This window comes from Lactobacillus sp. M44 (assembly GCF_058130005.1).
Genome location: NZ_CM176707.1, coordinates 1,278,854 through 1,292,933, shown reverse-complemented (window position 1 = coordinate 1,292,933; position 14,080 = coordinate 1,278,854). Strand labels below are relative to the sequence as shown.

The window sequence follows — 14,080 nt, the reverse complement described above, 5'->3', positions numbered from 1 at the left end:
TTTGTGCAATTACATAATGTATGGAATCAATGCCGCTACTACACCAAATAGTGTAATAATTGCCATTAGTACCGCCATAAATATAGTTAATTTTTGAAATTTAGACTTTTTTTTCATAAATTAAGTCCTCCTATTTCTGTATTTTAGCTGAGTAAAGAGATTTTTTCAATTTAGACTATTCAATAGTTGATAAGAAGTTTACAATAGCTAATAAAGAAAGGAAGAAATTGAATGCTAAAAATTTTTGTTTTACCTGTAATTGGATTGGCATTAGCTGCAATATTGAACTTCTTATTTCCTAAGGCAAAATTTCGCGGTTATGATATAATTCCATTTTTCTTAATATATGCTTGCCAATTGATCACTAATTTGAAACATAAGCCTTCATTTCTACCTTATGGATTCATTTTTTTCTTTGCATTAATTATGATTATAAATATTCAAAGTGCATATAAAAACAAAAATCTTTCCTTTGGAATTGCAATGAGAAGTATCTGGGATTGTTTAGCGATAAGTTCAGTCATATGGTACTTAGGCTTAGTTGTTTTAATGATTATTGGATAACAATTTTTACGTAAAATTAAAGTGCTTACTTTTTTGTAAAAGTAGGCTTTTTTTCTTAGCAAAAATAATGTTTTTCCAAAAAAATAAATTATTTGTGAAACGTTGTGGTAGAAAGTGGGGAATTGTGGTAAATTAATAGTCGGAAGGAGGAATAGACCATGTTCATGGGTGAATATCATCATAATTTGGATACAAAAGGCAGATTAATTATACCTGCAAAATTTCGTGACCAAATAGGTAATAAAGTGGTATTTACTCGTGGTATGGAAGGCTGCATTTTTGGCTATCCAATTGATGAATGGCAAAAAATTGAGTCTAAAATGTCCCAACTTCCTCTCACTAAGAGAAGTGCTCGTAAATTTACGAGATTATTTTATTCTGGAGCAATGGAAACAGAGTTTGATAAACAAGGGCGTGTAACGTTGACCACTACTTTAAAATTACATGCTGCTTTATCAAAAGAATGTGTGATCGTCGGTGTCTCTAACCGAATTGAAATTTGGTCAAAAACAAGATGGGATGATTTTTCTGATGAAGCTAATGAAAACTATGATGATATTGCTGAAGACTTGGATGATATAGAAATATGATGAAATTCAAGCATACCAGTGTTCTCTTACACGAAACTATAGATAATTTAAATATTCAAAGTAATGGACTTTATGTTGATGCGACTTTTGGTGGTGGAGGTCATGCAAAGTATCTACTGAGCAAATTAACTAATGGAACTTTGATTGGATTTGATCAAGATGAATATGCTATTAAAGCGGCAAAATTAAATTTTGCTGATTTTTTAAAGAAGAATAGCGAGCCTAAATTGATTATGGTTCATGATAATTTTAGTCATTTGGAAAATGAACTAGTTAAGCTAGGTTTCAATGATGGAATTGATGGAATCTATTATGATTTAGGTGTATCTTCTCCACAATTTGATCAAGCAAGTCGAGGATTTTCATATAGGTTTGATGCAAGATTAGATATGAGGATGGATCAAAGCCAAGACTTGGATGCATATCAAGTAGTCAACATGTATTCCCAAAATGAACTAGCGAATATACTTTATAAATATGGTGACGAAAAGTTTTCTAGGCAGATAGCTAAGAAAATAGTTCAAAAACGTCGTGATAAGCCTATAACTACAACTTTTGAATTGGTTGAAATCATTAAGGAAGCAATTCCAGCGTTTGCTAGACGGACTGGAGGGCACCCTGCAAAAAAAACATTTCAAGCAATTAGAGTTGAAGTTAATCATGAATTAGATGTATTACAAGCTTCAATTGAAGAAGCAATTAACTTATTAAGACCAGGGGGTCGAATAAGTGTAATCACATTTCAATCACATGAAGACAAAATCGTAAAACATATTTTTCAAAAATATTCTCAAGTACAAATTCCAAGAGGGATGCCAATAATACCTGATGATATGAGGCCAATATTAAAGCTCATTAATCATAAGCCTATTACTCCATCAAAACTAGAATTAGATAATAATAATCGCTCACACAGTGCAAAATTACGTGTTGCACAGAAGATATAAGAGGAAACAATAATGGCTGACAGTTCAGCAAGAAGTTTAAATTTAGAACCTAAAAGAAGAATAGATAATGATACATCAACTCCTAAAAAGATAGTATTAGATCCGAAACATGTTCCTTATACACGTTTTGAAAAGATTTTAATTGCTATAGGTGCTAGTATAACTTTGCTTTTGATCATGTTCATTGTGTCAGTGAGTGTTTCTCAAACTTCTGCTCAACATCAACTTGCAACTACTCAACAAAAAGTTGTTAAGGAGCAGAATCAAACAACTAATCTTCGACAAGAGATTGGTCAATTAACATCCAGTGCAAGAATGAACCGAATTGCAAAAGAGCAAGGATTAACATTACACGATAATAATATTAGGACAATCCGTTAATGAAAAAATTTAATAATTTGAGACAATTAAAAACCAAAGCCCATGGCTACCGCTTTAAAGTGGGGAGAACACTCCAATTAGTCGTAGGACTGGTTTTTATTTTCTTTATAATAAGACTTTTTTATTTAAGCATATCTCCAAAAATTCAAGGCGAAAATATATCTCAGCGAACCAAGCAGTTGTATCAACGCAATGAGGTGTTGAAGGCAACTAGAGGGACAATTTATGATCGTCATGGATTAACAATCGCTGAAGATTCACATGTTTATACAATATTTGCTATTTTAGATAAAACTTCAATTAATTATAAAAATAAGCCTGAATATGTTGTAGATAAGCAGATGACAGCTGATAAATTAGCTACAGTTCTACCAATGTCTGCTAGCCAAATATACAAATACTTGAACCCAGCTCATAAAGCATTTCAGGTACAGTTTGGTAGCAAAGGAAGCAATATTTCACTAGAACAAAAAAAGAAAATTGATGCAATGAAATTACCTGGTATCAAGTTTATTGAAACTCCTTCTAGATTGTACCCTAATGGTACTTTTGCCTCTCATACTGTTGGCTTAGCAATGCCTGAATATGACAAAAAAACTAATGTTGAATCTCTCGTTGGAATGATGGGAATTGAAGCTTACTTTAATAAGCAATTAGCTGGTAAAGATGGGTATAAAGAAAGTTTAGTTGATGCTTCTAATTATCAATTACCTGGTGGCAATCATACATATATTCCAGCTAAGGATGGAAATAATATTTATTTAACATTAGATTCACAATTGCAAACATATTTAGAAAATTTGATGGATCAAGTACAAGGTAAATATAATCCTGTCGATTTAACAGCGGTAGTTGAAAATGTCCAAAATGGGAAAATCCTTGCTGCTTCACAAAGACCAACTTTTGATCCAGAAACTAAAAAAGGATTAAGCAATTCATACCGTGATATCTTGGTTCAAGATACTTATGAACCAGGGTCAGTTTTTAAAATATTATCATTATCTGCTGCTGCAAATAGTGGAAACTATAATCCAAATGGTTATTACAGATCTGGGTCAGTTACTGTGAGTGGATCTGCAATTCATGACTGGAATGTATCTGGATGGGGATCAATTCCTTTTTCACAAGCTTTTCCTAGATCAAGTAATGTTGGGATGACTTATTTAGAACAAAAAATGGGGCCTAAAGTTTGGAAAACTTATTTAGATAGATTTCATATTGGGCAAAAAACAGGGATTACATTACCTGGTGAACAAGCGGGAATGATAGCATTTAAATCACCATTGGATCAGGCAGTTACATCATTTGGACAGGGTGTCAATGTTAATGTCATGCAAATGATGCAAGTATATAGTTCTTTAGCAAATAATGGGCAAATGTTAAAGCCTCAACTAGTTGATAGAATTACTAGTCCAACTGGAAAAACAATTTATAAATATAAACCTGTTAAAGTGGGACAACCAGTATATGACAGTAATACCGCAAAAATTGTTTTGCAAAATATGCAAGAAGTTGTAAATGCACAATATGGTACTGGTGTTGCATACAAAATGCCAGGTAAAAGTATTGCTGTGAAAACTGGTACCGCACAGATTGCTGGACCACATGGTGGGTATTTAACTGGTGATAGTAACTATATTTTTTCAGTAGTAGGATTGACACCAGCAAATAATCCAAAATATTGTATTTATCTGACGATGAAACAACCTAGAAAAATGAGTGCTCCCGCAGAAACAATTCTTGCATCAATTTTTAAACCATTGATGAATAGAATTATGCTTAATGAAAAATCTTCAGCAAGTATTAGTGATGAGCCAGTTCAAGTTCCACAATTAATTGGAACTAATATTTCAAAAGCTGAAAGCTTATCACGTGAAGCGGCATTGCAATTTGTTAAATTGGGTTCTGGTAGTACAATTGTTAATCAGTTGCCTTTAAATAATCAAAAAGTGATGCCTAATTCAAAAATATTTGCATTAACTTCAGGTGAAATCACATATCCTGATTTTAATGGTTGGACAGTAAATGATGTTAGACAATTTGCGACTTTAACGAATATAACAGTAGATACAAATGCCGCAGGCGATCAAAAAGTTTCTTCTCAAAACATCTCTGCAGGTAAAAAAGTAAAAGCTGGACAGCAACTAAAAATTAACACAAAGTAAAAGGAGATAATATGCAACTTTATAGTATTTTTGCATTAGTAGCTAGTATGGTAATCACGGCAATATTTTTACCGTGGTTAATTATATGGATGCGCAAAGAACATGAAGGACAACAAATTCGTGGTGAGGGTCCTAAATGGCATGAAAAAAAATCTGGAACCCCTACAATGGGAGGGACAATTTTTGTAATTGCAACAGTAATCTCAACCATAGGTGTATTAATTTGGAAACACAGTTTGAATAAAATTGCTTGGATTTTAGTTATTGCACTACTAGGTTATGGGTTAATTGGCTTTGTTGATGATGGTATAAAACTAGCTAAAAAAAGAAACTTGGGATTAAGAGCATGGCAAAAACTGTTATTACAAATAATTGTTGCGGTATTATTAGTTGTAATTGCTGCTGGTGATAAATTTGTCTTTACGCTATATTTACCATTTCTTGGAAATATTACTAATGTTGCGATTTTTACTATTTTCGTCATTTTTTGGTTAGTCGGTTTTTCAAATGCCGTTAATTTATCTGATGGATTAGATGGTTTAGCTACAGGACTTTCTATAATTGCATATGCAACATATGGTTATATTGCATATGAACAAAATAATTTCGCAACATTAACTTTCATAATGGCTGTTATTGGTGGATTATTAATTTTCTTTATTTTCAATCATAAACCAGCTAAAATCTTCATGGGTGATGCTGGCTCTCTAGCCTTAGGTGGCGGATTAGCAGCTGTAAGTATATTCTTACATCATCCCTGGTCTTTACTATTAATTGGAATCGTTTTTGTATTAGAAACTTTAAGTGTAATGTTGCAAGTTGCATCATTCCAATTAACAGGTAAAAGAATTTTCAAAATGACCCCTATACATCATCATTTTGAAATGTTAGGATGGTCTGAATGGAAAGTAGATATTATTTTTTGGTTAGTGGGATTAGCAGGTAGCATAATATATCTTTTAATTTGGAGATAATAAATGAAGAGAATAGACGATTATAAGAATAAAAACATTTTAGTTTTAGGGCTAGGTAAAAGTGGATATGCAGTTAGTAAGTTATTATTACAATTAGGTGCAAAGTTAACTTTAAATGATAAACAAGATTTATCTGATAATGCACATGCACAAGAGTTAAAAAAATTAGGCGTGCGAGTAATTGGTGACCACCATCCTGTTGAATTGTTTGATCAGGAACATTTTGATTTTTTGGTAAAAAACCCTGGTATTCCTTATGAAAATCCAATGGTAAAAAAAGCTTTAGAGAAAAAAGTGCCAATTATAACAGAACCTGAAGTTGCGTTAAAAGTAAGTGATGCACCATATGTTTGTGTTACTGGTTCTAATGGTAAAACTACTACAGTAATGTTAACTCAAAAAATCTTAGATCATCATTTGCAAAAAAATGGTCATCATGCCTATGCAGTGGGAAATATTGGAGTACCAATTTCAGAGGTTGTTACTAAAGCAACTAAAGATGATATTTTAGTAGTTGAGATTTCGAGTTTTCAATTATTAGGTGTAACTGATATCAAGCCCAAAGTTTCAGCAATAGTCGATATTTATCCTACACATCTTGATTATCACAAGACAATGGAAAATTATATTCAAGCTAAATTGAATGTAACTAGATTTCAAACTAGTGATGATTATTTTGTTGCAAATTATGATCAAAAAGATATTTTAAAAGCTGAAAAGCAGATCACCAAGGCTAAGATCATAACTTTTAGTCAAACAGATAAATCTGCAAATTATTTTATTGGCTCTGAATACCTTCAAAGCCAAACAGATGATAAGATCATGAAGATTGCAGATATAAAACTACCAGGAAAACATAATTTACAAAATTGTTTAGTAGCAATTGCAATTAGTAAAATTATGGGTGCAAAAGATGATGATATTCAAGTGGTTTTGTCAACTTTTGCAGGAGCTAAGCATAGATTGCAATATGTAACAACAATAAATGATATTAAAATTTATAATGATTCAAAATCTACTAATATTGAAGCAGCTAAAGTAGCAATTAGTGCCTTTAGTCAACCTGAAGTATTAATTGCTGGTGGATTAGATAGAGGATTTACTTTTGATCCTTTAGTTGATTTATTCAAAAAACATGTTAAATCTATAGTACTATATGGTGAAACAAAATATTTATTAGCTGATAGTGCTCGCAAAGCGGGTATCAAAGATATAAAAATTGTTGATAATCTAAAACAGGCTGTTCCAGAAGCTTTTAAATTGGCAAAGCCAGGAGACATATTGTTGTTTTCACCTGCATGTGCATCGTGGGATCAATTTAAGACTTTTGAACAACGTGGAGATTATTTTATAAGTTATGTAAAGGATCTAAAGGCATGAGAGTAATTTTTACTGGCGGTGGGACTGGTGGACATATCTATCCAATAATGGCATTGATCGCTAGATTAAAAGAAAGAAAACTAGTTACAAACGATGAAATTTTATTTGTTGGAACAAATAAAGGCTTAGAATCAAAAATTGTTCCAGCTGCAGGAATTCCATTTAAAACATTAGATATTCAAGGCTTTGATCGGAAGCATTTATTTAAAAATTTTCAAACAATAGATATGTTTTTTAAAGCCAGAAGACAAGCTAAAAAGATTATTTCTGAATTTAAACCAGATATTGTATTGGGTACTGGTGGATATGTAAGTGGTGCGATTGTTTATGAAGCCGCTAGAATGAAGATCCCCACAATAATACATGAATCCAATTCAGTAGTTGGTGTTGCAAATAAATTTTTGGGTCACTTTGTAAATAAGATATGTTATACCTTTGATGATGCGGCTAATCAATTTTCTGAAAAGAAAAAATTGGTTAAAACTGGAAATCCTCGTTCCCAACAAGTGTTGAGCATGCATGAAGAAAAAATAGATCTTCATAAAAAATGGGGCTTGAATGATCAAATGCATACAGTACTTGTCTTTGGTGGATCTAGGGGTGCTCTAGCAATTAACAATATCATGATAAAGTCTTTAAAAGAACTGGAAACAAAACCATATCAAATCATATGGGCAACAGGGCAACTATATTATGGCAAAATTAAAGATGAGCTTGCGGGACAGAAAATTTCTAAAAATATTAAAATAGTACCTTATATTGATAATATGCCAGCCTTGCTTCCTGAAATGGTTTGCGTAGTTTCTCGCTCTGGAGCTACAAGTTTAGCTGAATTTACTGCATTAGGTGAACCAGCAATTTTAATTCCAAGTCCTAATGTTACTCATAATCATCAGATGAAAAATGCATTAGACATGGAAAAAGCAGGAGCTGCACTGGTAATTGCGCAAAGTGATTTAAATCCTAATAATTTTGTTTCATCAATTGATCATATATTGTTGGATCAAAAATATGCTAAAAAAATGAGCGAAGCTTCTAAAAAATTAGGTGTACCAGATGCTTCAGATAGAGTTATCAAGGTAATGCAAGAATTAATACAAAAATAGAGTTTAGCAGAGGAGGTGGAGATAAATGGTAAAAAAAATTACCAAAAAAGATCCTAATGAAGAAATATCTGAATTTTTAAAATATAAGTCTACTAAAAAAAGTTCCAAAACCAATAAAAAAGTATCAGCTTCATTAAAAAGATTGCAGGCTGAAAGAAAACGATCATTAAAAAGAAATTTGGGTCTAATACTTTCTATTTCAACTTTAGCAATTTTGGGATTAGGATATTATGTATCTCCTCAAGCTAATGTTAAAATTGTGCAAATTGTTGGTGCAAATGATATTAATAGTGCTGATCTAATCCATCATGCTGGGATAAAAACTAGTGATAAAGTGATAAATTATTTCTTAAAATCCGCTCAAGTAACTAAAAAAGTAAGCAGAGAATATCCTGAAATTAAAAAAATTAATTTTAATTGTGATAGAGTAAATCAATTAACAATGAATGTTACAGAATTTTCTACTATTGGGTATTTAAAAGATGGTGATAATTACCATAAGATTCTCAAAAATGATAATATAGGTCATCAGCCACTACAATGGGCGCAAGTTTCGCAAAAATATCCATTTTTTTTAGGCTTTGCACACAAATCACAATTACAACAAGATATTAAAGTGTTTCAAAGTTTACCAGATGATATTAAATCGCAAATTAAAATTATAAATGGCAAAACTGCAAGACCTACTCAAATTATTTTAGTAATGAGAGATGGAAATGTTATTATTGGCAATATAGATACATTGAAAGATAAAATACGGTATTATACAAAAATAAAAAACAATTTAACGACAGCAAGTTTAGTTGATTTAGAAATAGGTGGTTTTAGCAGACCTTTAACTTCTGAAGAAAATAAAGCTTATAATGTCAAATAATTGTCGCTTGATTATATTTGTTATGTTATATTTTTAGTAGGTAGTTTTACCAGGGGGGCATGTTTTGGACAATAATAATTTAATTGTCGGCCTAGACATTGGTTCTACAAGTATTAAGGCTGTAGTTGCCAATGCTCAAGCTGATGAAATGCAAATCATAGGTGCTGTAGCACAACCTGCAAAAGGTATGCGTCACAGCAAAATTGTTGATATTGATCAGACTGCTAGCTCAATTGCTTCAGCTATTGATTCTGTGTCACAAAAAATAAATTCAAAAATTTATAGAGTAGTAACAGGTATTCCAGTAGGAATGTTGCAACTAAAAAGTGCTACTGGTTTGATTAATATTAGTCAAAAAGGTCAAGAAGTTAACGATACAGATGTAAAAAAAGTGTTGCAAGCTGCTATTAAAAGTGCCACAACATCTGGCCGTCAACCAATAGCTTTTTTACCAAGCAAATTTTTAATTGATGGTAAAACTGATGTTGATGATCCTAGAAAAATGATTGCACATTCTTTAGCTGTATATGGGATTTTGCTCACGGCACCTACAACTGATTTACACAATATTCGAAAAGCAATTGAACGGGCTGGATATCAAAATAACTTTTTTGTTCCAACACCATTAGCAATTGCAAGTGTGGCATTAGATGAAGGTGAAAGAACCTTTGGATCAGTTATTTTAGATTTAGGCGGCGGAACTACTACCGCAACTGTAATTCATGAAAACAAGATCAAATATGCCAATGTTGACTTGGAAGGTGGAATTGATATTACAAAGGATATATCAATTGTCCTAGGTACATCTAAAAAAGATGCAGAACAAGTTAAATTAGATTATGGTTTTGCCGATCCAAACTTAGCCTCAAAAACTGATAAATTTGCTGTAAACGTTGTTGGAAAAAACGATCAGGAAATGGTTGATGAAGCGTATTTAAGCGAGATAATCGCTGCCCGTCTGAATCAAATTTTTGATCGTATAGGAAAAGGTTTGTCAGCAAATGAAGCTTTTAAACTACCAGGTGGTGTTGTGATAACCGGGGGATCTAGTCTTTTACAAGGAGTAGATAATCTAATACACGAAAAATTTAATGTTAAATCAAGAATTTTTCAGCCTGAACAGATGGGATTACGTAATCCAATTTACTCTGCAAGCTTTGGAATTGTAAATTATGCATATAATTTGGCAGATATTGATTATTTGGTAAATAATGTGATTTACGGTGATAATATGTTGGGAGTAAATGATACAAATACTGAAGTACAAGATAGTCAGAATTTGAAAATTTTTAAAAGACATAATTCTATACGTGAAACACAGGCAAAAGAAGACTATAATAAAACAAAAGCAGCAAGCGCTAAAGGTGCTATGCAAAATGCTAATGATACACACAAAAAAGAAAAAAGAGGTATCAGAGAATTCTTTAAGAAGTTCTTTGATTAAAGGGGTTTAGCAAATGGATTTTACATTTGATTCAGATGATAACAAAAATGCAGTCATAAAAGTAATTGGCGTTGGTGGTGCCGGAGGCAATGCTGTTAATAGAATGATAGATGAGGGCGTTCAAGGCGTTTCGTTTATTGCTGCTAATACCGATGTTCAGGCATTGAATAGTAATAAAGCAGAAAATAAAATTCAATTAGGGCCTAAATTAACTCGTGGTTTAGGCGCAGGTTCACATCCAGAAGTTGGTCAAAAAGCGGCTGAAGAAAGTGAACAAACAATTGAAGATGCACTAAAGGGTGCAGATATGATCTTTATCACTGCAGGTATGGGCGGTGGAACTGGAACTGGGGCTGCACCTGTGATTGCAAAAATTGCACGTGAAACTGGCGCGTTAACTGTTGGTGTAGTTACAAGACCATTTACATTTGAAGGCCCAAAGCGTTCGAAAAATGCTGCTGAGGGGATCGCTCAATTAAAACAATATGTAGATACATTAGTTATTATTGCTAATAATCGTTTATTGGAAATGGTTGACAAAAAGACTCCAATGATGGATGCATTTAAAGAAGCAGATAATGTTTTGCGTCAAGGTGTTCAAGGTATATCTGATTTGATCACTTCAACTGACTATGTGAACTTAGATTTTGCTGATGTTAAGACTGTTATGGAAAATCAAGGTGCAGCTTTAATGGGAATTGGCCGTGCAAGCGGCGAAAATCGAACTGTTGAAGCTACAAAATTAGCAATTTCATCACCTTTATTAGAAGTTTCAATCGATGGTGCCAAACAAGTGTTATTGAATATTACTGGTGGTCCTGACTTAACATTATTTGAAGCACAAGATGCTTCAGAAATTGTTTCTAAGGCTGCAGGTGAAGGAGTTAATATCATTTTTGGTACTTCGATCAATGCTAACTTAGGCGATGAAGTAGTTGTAACAGTTATTGCTACAGGAATTGATGCGAAAGTTGAAGAACAAGCTTCTAGTCAATTACCTGGTCGTGCCAAACAAGTTCATGTTCAACGTCATATTGATAAAGTTAATGTTCAACAAGACAGCCCTGTTGTCACTACAATGGATGACAAAGTTGCACCTGAAAAAAATGTAAATGAAGAAGCTAATACTGCAAGCTCGACTGCAGTTAATGAGCAGGGTAACAATTCAATGTATGATCCTACTAGTGTCTGGAACTTGAATGATTCTGGGCAAAAGCGAACAGTAGAAAAGCCTAAACCAGTAAAACAAGATAATAATTTTGATACATATGCAAATACAGATCAAAATAATATATCACAAATTGAAACTAGTGCAGACGATGACCAAGATGGAGTTCCATTTTTCAAGCATCGTAATGAAAGATAATTAGGAGGCTATATAACATGGCATTAGAAAAATTAGGACGTTTTTTCGGAATCTCAGATGATGATGAATTAGTTGATGAAGGATATACTGAAGAACAAGAAGATACTCCTGCACCTAGTTCTGAAAATAATAATAGTAAAATAGTATCAATCAATTCAGGAATGGCCGCAACAAGTAAAATCGTGTTGTATGAACCACGTGTTTATGCCGATGCAAAAGAAGTAGCACAAAATTTGTTGAATAATAAAGCAATTATTATTAATTTCAGCAGAATGGATGATGAATCCTCTCGTCGAATTGTTGATTTTGTCACAGGTACTGTGTATGCGTTAAATGGTGAGATTCAACGTGTTGGTGATAAAATTTTCTTGGCTACTCCACCTAAATTTGAAACTGATGGCAAAATAACAGAACTTGTTGAAAAAAAGGATAAGTTAAGTTAATGCAAATATTTTTGTTTTTTCTTTTAAGAGCAATAAATTGGTTTGTTTCAATATATAGTTGGCTTATTGTTATTAATGCAATATTAAGTTGGGTACCAGCTTTGTATAATTCAATAATAGGTCGAATAATTAATCGAATAGTAGATCCCTATTTAGCACTCTTTAGAAGAGGTATTTTTGCAAAGCTTGCATACAGTACAGGAATAGATTTTTCGCCTGTTATTGCAATTCTGATTTTGTATGGAATTCAATATTTTGCAACAAGTTTAATTCTTAAACTTTAGGAGTAACTTATATGCAAAAAAGACAAGCAAGTAGCTTTTATCAGCATTTTGATAAAGAAGAAAAGCCAACAGTTGATAAACTGGTTGGCTTTTTTAATCAGGTAATATATACAAATAAACCAGCTCTAACTGATTTTTTAAATCCCAGACAACGATATATTTTAAAGACCATAGTTGGATCAGAGATAAATTACCAAGAGTTTGGTGGTTATGAAGATAGTGAAAAAAAGAGAGTTATATTAGATACCAATTGGGATTATCATGAATTATCTGATTTTTTGATTGATCCAATTGAGATAGAATATAATGCAAAATTTTCAGCGCTAAGTCATAGCAAAATATTAGGTGTATTAGCTAATTCTGGAATAAGAATTGAAACTATTGGTGATATTATTACTGATGGATTAAATCACTGGCAATTTTTTATTACAGATGAAATTAGCAAGTTTGTATTGCAACAAGTTAATCGAATAGGTAGAACCTCAGTTAAATTAAAAAAAAGGAAATTAAGTGAAGTTATTCAGAATCAAGATGATCATACACAAGCTATAGCAATTGCAACATCTTTACGGCTTGATTCAGTACTATCAAGTTTTGCTCATATGAGTCGGAGTCAAGTAAAAAGTGCAATAAAAGGAGAACTTGTGAAATTAAATTGGCATCAGACAACTGATTCTAATATAATAGTAAAAGTAGATGATGTAATCAGTTTACAACATTTTGGTAGAATAAAAATAATTGATATTAATTCAACCCGAAAGGGTAAATATCGAATGGAGGGTTATCTTTGGCAAAGCAAAAGTCGGATGTAAATGACACAAATCAAGTTTTAACGCCAATGGATATTCATAATCAAGAATTCAAAACAAAGAGAAATGGTTATGATAGATATCAAGTAGATAGTTTTTTAGATAAGATTGTTGATTCATATGGGGATGCATTGGATCAAATTGTTGATTTAAAAAATGAAAATCTTAAGTTGACAGAAAAAAATGATGAATTAGAAAAAGATCTTGCGCAAAGTAAAGCAATTCAAACTACATTAGATGATGCACAAAGACAGGCAAATGAAATTACTCAACGAGCAATGGAAGATGCACAAAAAATCACTTCTGGTGCTACTAGTCAAGCAACTTCAACAACGCAAGATCAGGAATATCAAAATACAACTTTAAAAAATGATTATGAAAGACTAAAAGCTGAAGTTAGTGAATTTCGTGAAAGATTAAAGAAATTATTACAATCACAAATTGATCATCTAGATGATGATTCATGGCAATATTTCTTAGATCAGTATTATCATACTGAACGTATATATCCAGCAGATGGAGAACAACCAATTGTCCCAAGTAGTGTTCCAATTGACAACGACGTCTCAAATGACGTAAACTTAACTTCAGAAAATGTTACGCAGGATCAACCTTTAGCAGGTGATAGTCCCACTAAAGAAACTATGGATAATCAACCAATTGATATAAAACCTGATGAAAATCAAGGTCCTACAATAATTTTCCCTGATAATTATAAAGATCATAATTAGATTTAATAGTAAAAGTGTGATA

16 protein-coding genes are annotated in these 14,080 nt (G+C 32.3%); 15 read left to right on the top strand and 1 reads right to left on the bottom strand.

Features of this window, described 5'->3' with window-relative positions:
* Positions 1 to 9: 9 nt before the first annotated feature.
* Entirely contained in the window at positions 10 to 117 is a 108-nt protein-coding gene (locus AC38BG_RS06210; RefSeq protein WP_489936998.1) for a DUF4044 domain-containing protein, read from the bottom strand.
* Between the two features lie 114 nt (positions 118 to 231).
* On the opposite strand from AC38BG_RS06210, the gene AC38BG_RS06205 reads away from it, so the two are divergent.
* From AC38BG_RS06205 to AC38BG_RS06135, 15 genes are all read left to right on the top strand, one after another.
* On the top strand, positions 232 to 564 hold the full coding sequence (locus tag AC38BG_RS06205) for a DUF3397 family protein (RefSeq protein WP_489936997.1): 333 nt from the start codon (positions 232 to 234) through the stop codon (positions 562 to 564).
* A 158-nt stretch (positions 565 to 722) separates the two neighbouring features.
* On the top strand, positions 723 to 1,154 hold the full coding sequence (mraZ, locus tag AC38BG_RS06200; RefSeq protein ID WP_489936996.1) for a division/cell wall cluster transcriptional repressor MraZ: 432 nt from the start codon (positions 723 to 725) through the stop codon (positions 1,152 to 1,154).
* Positions 1,154 to 2,101: a 16S rRNA (cytosine(1402)-N(4))-methyltransferase RsmH gene (rsmH, locus tag AC38BG_RS06195; RefSeq protein WP_489937850.1), complete on the top strand. Its 948-nt coding sequence runs from the start codon at positions 1,154 to 1,156 to the stop codon at positions 2,099 to 2,101. The genes mraZ and rsmH overlap by 1 nt, the downstream gene beginning before the upstream one ends.
* Before the next feature lie 12 nt (positions 2,102 to 2,113).
* Positions 2,114 to 2,482, top strand: a complete 369-nt coding sequence (gene ftsL, locus AC38BG_RS06190) for a cell division protein FtsL (RefSeq protein ID WP_489936995.1) — start codon at positions 2,114 to 2,116, stop codon at positions 2,480 to 2,482.
* Positions 2,482 to 4,647, top strand: coding sequence for a penicillin-binding protein (locus AC38BG_RS06185; protein ID WP_489936994.1), 2,166 nt, complete (start codon positions 2,482 to 2,484; stop codon positions 4,645 to 4,647). Before ftsL ends, AC38BG_RS06185 begins: the two co-directional genes overlap by 1 nt.
* An 11-nt stretch (positions 4,648 to 4,658) precedes the next feature.
* Positions 4,659 to 5,621 carry a phospho-N-acetylmuramoyl-pentapeptide-transferase gene (gene mraY / locus AC38BG_RS06180; RefSeq protein WP_489936993.1) on the top strand — a complete coding sequence of 321 codons (963 nt, stop codon included), beginning with the start codon at positions 4,659 to 4,661 and terminating at the stop codon, positions 5,619 to 5,621.
* Positions 5,622 to 5,624: 3 nt separating this feature from the next.
* Positions 5,625 to 7,001, top strand: a complete 1,377-nt coding sequence (murD, locus tag AC38BG_RS06175) for a UDP-N-acetylmuramoyl-L-alanine--D-glutamate ligase (protein WP_489936992.1) — start codon at positions 5,625 to 5,627, stop codon at positions 6,999 to 7,001.
* Complete coding sequence (gene murG, locus AC38BG_RS06170; protein ID WP_489936991.1) at positions 6,998 to 8,107, top strand: undecaprenyldiphospho-muramoylpentapeptide beta-N-acetylglucosaminyltransferase; 1,110 nt, start codon at positions 6,998 to 7,000, stop codon at positions 8,105 to 8,107. Before murD ends, murG begins: the two co-directional genes overlap by 4 nt.
* Positions 8,108 to 8,132: 25 nt before the next feature.
* A complete protein-coding gene (locus AC38BG_RS06165) occupies positions 8,133 to 8,981 on the top strand; it encodes a cell division protein FtsQ/DivIB (RefSeq protein WP_489936990.1) in 849 nt (282 codons plus the stop codon).
* Between the two features lie 64 nt (positions 8,982 to 9,045).
* Complete coding sequence (ftsA, locus tag AC38BG_RS06160; protein ID WP_489936989.1) at positions 9,046 to 10,425, top strand: cell division protein FtsA; 1,380 nt, start codon at positions 9,046 to 9,048, stop codon at positions 10,423 to 10,425.
* Between the two features lie 13 nt (positions 10,426 to 10,438).
* Positions 10,439 to 11,791, top strand: a complete 1,353-nt coding sequence (gene ftsZ, locus AC38BG_RS06155) for a cell division protein FtsZ (protein WP_489936988.1) — start codon at positions 10,439 to 10,441, stop codon at positions 11,789 to 11,791.
* Between the two features lie 17 nt (positions 11,792 to 11,808).
* Positions 11,809 to 12,234, top strand: a complete 426-nt coding sequence (locus AC38BG_RS06150) for a cell division protein SepF (RefSeq protein WP_489936987.1) — start codon at positions 11,809 to 11,811, stop codon at positions 12,232 to 12,234.
* A complete protein-coding gene (locus tag AC38BG_RS06145) occupies positions 12,234 to 12,518 on the top strand; it encodes a YggT family protein (protein WP_489936986.1) in 285 nt (94 codons plus the stop codon). Before AC38BG_RS06150 ends, AC38BG_RS06145 begins: the two co-directional genes overlap by 1 nt.
* An 11-nt stretch (positions 12,519 to 12,529) precedes the next feature.
* Complete coding sequence (locus tag AC38BG_RS06140; RefSeq protein WP_489936985.1) at positions 12,530 to 13,330, top strand: YlmH family RNA-binding protein; 801 nt, start codon at positions 12,530 to 12,532, stop codon at positions 13,328 to 13,330.
* Complete coding sequence (locus AC38BG_RS06135) at positions 13,306 to 14,058, top strand: DivIVA domain-containing protein (RefSeq protein WP_489936984.1); 753 nt, start codon at positions 13,306 to 13,308, stop codon at positions 14,056 to 14,058. Before AC38BG_RS06140 ends, AC38BG_RS06135 begins: the two co-directional genes overlap by 25 nt.
* Positions 14,059 to 14,080 lie beyond the last annotated feature (22 nt).

Bases quoted from the DNA above. Each gene is read 5' to 3' on its own strand.
- AC38BG_RS06140 (WP_489936985.1), top strand. From the start codon at position 12,530: ATGCAAAAAAGACAAGCAAGTAGCTTTTATCAGCATTTTGATAAAGAA.
- AC38BG_RS06145 (WP_489936986.1), top strand. From the start codon at position 12,234: ATGCAAATATTTTTGTTTTTTCTTTTAAGAGCAATAAATTGGTTTGTT.
- murD (WP_489936992.1), top strand. From the start codon at position 5,625: ATGAAGAGAATAGACGATTATAAGAATAAAAACATTTTAGTTTTAGGG.
- AC38BG_RS06150 (WP_489936987.1), top strand. From the start codon at position 11,809: ATGGCATTAGAAAAATTAGGACGTTTTTTCGGAATCTCAGATGATGAT.
- ftsZ (WP_489936988.1), top strand. From the start codon at position 10,439: ATGGATTTTACATTTGATTCAGATGATAACAAAAATGCAGTCATAAAA.
- mraZ (WP_489936996.1), top strand. From the start codon at position 723: ATGTTCATGGGTGAATATCATCATAATTTGGATACAAAAGGCAGATTA.
- AC38BG_RS06205 (WP_489936997.1), top strand. From the start codon at position 232: ATGCTAAAAATTTTTGTTTTACCTGTAATTGGATTGGCATTAGCTGCA.
- ftsL (WP_489936995.1), top strand. From the start codon at position 2,114: ATGGCTGACAGTTCAGCAAGAAGTTTAAATTTAGAACCTAAAAGAAGA.
- murG (WP_489936991.1), top strand. From the start codon at position 6,998: ATGAGAGTAATTTTTACTGGCGGTGGGACTGGTGGACATATCTATCCA.
- AC38BG_RS06165 (WP_489936990.1), top strand. From the start codon at position 8,133: ATGGTAAAAAAAATTACCAAAAAAGATCCTAATGAAGAAATATCTGAA.
- AC38BG_RS06210 (WP_489936998.1), bottom strand. From the start codon at position 117: ATGAAAAAAAAGTCTAAATTTCAAAAATTAACTATATTTATGGCGGTA.
- rsmH (WP_489937850.1), top strand. From the start codon at position 1,154: ATGAAATTCAAGCATACCAGTGTTCTCTTACACGAAACTATAGATAAT.
- mraY (WP_489936993.1), top strand. From the start codon at position 4,659: ATGCAACTTTATAGTATTTTTGCATTAGTAGCTAGTATGGTAATCACG.
- AC38BG_RS06185 (WP_489936994.1), top strand. From the start codon at position 2,482: ATGAAAAAATTTAATAATTTGAGACAATTAAAAACCAAAGCCCATGGC.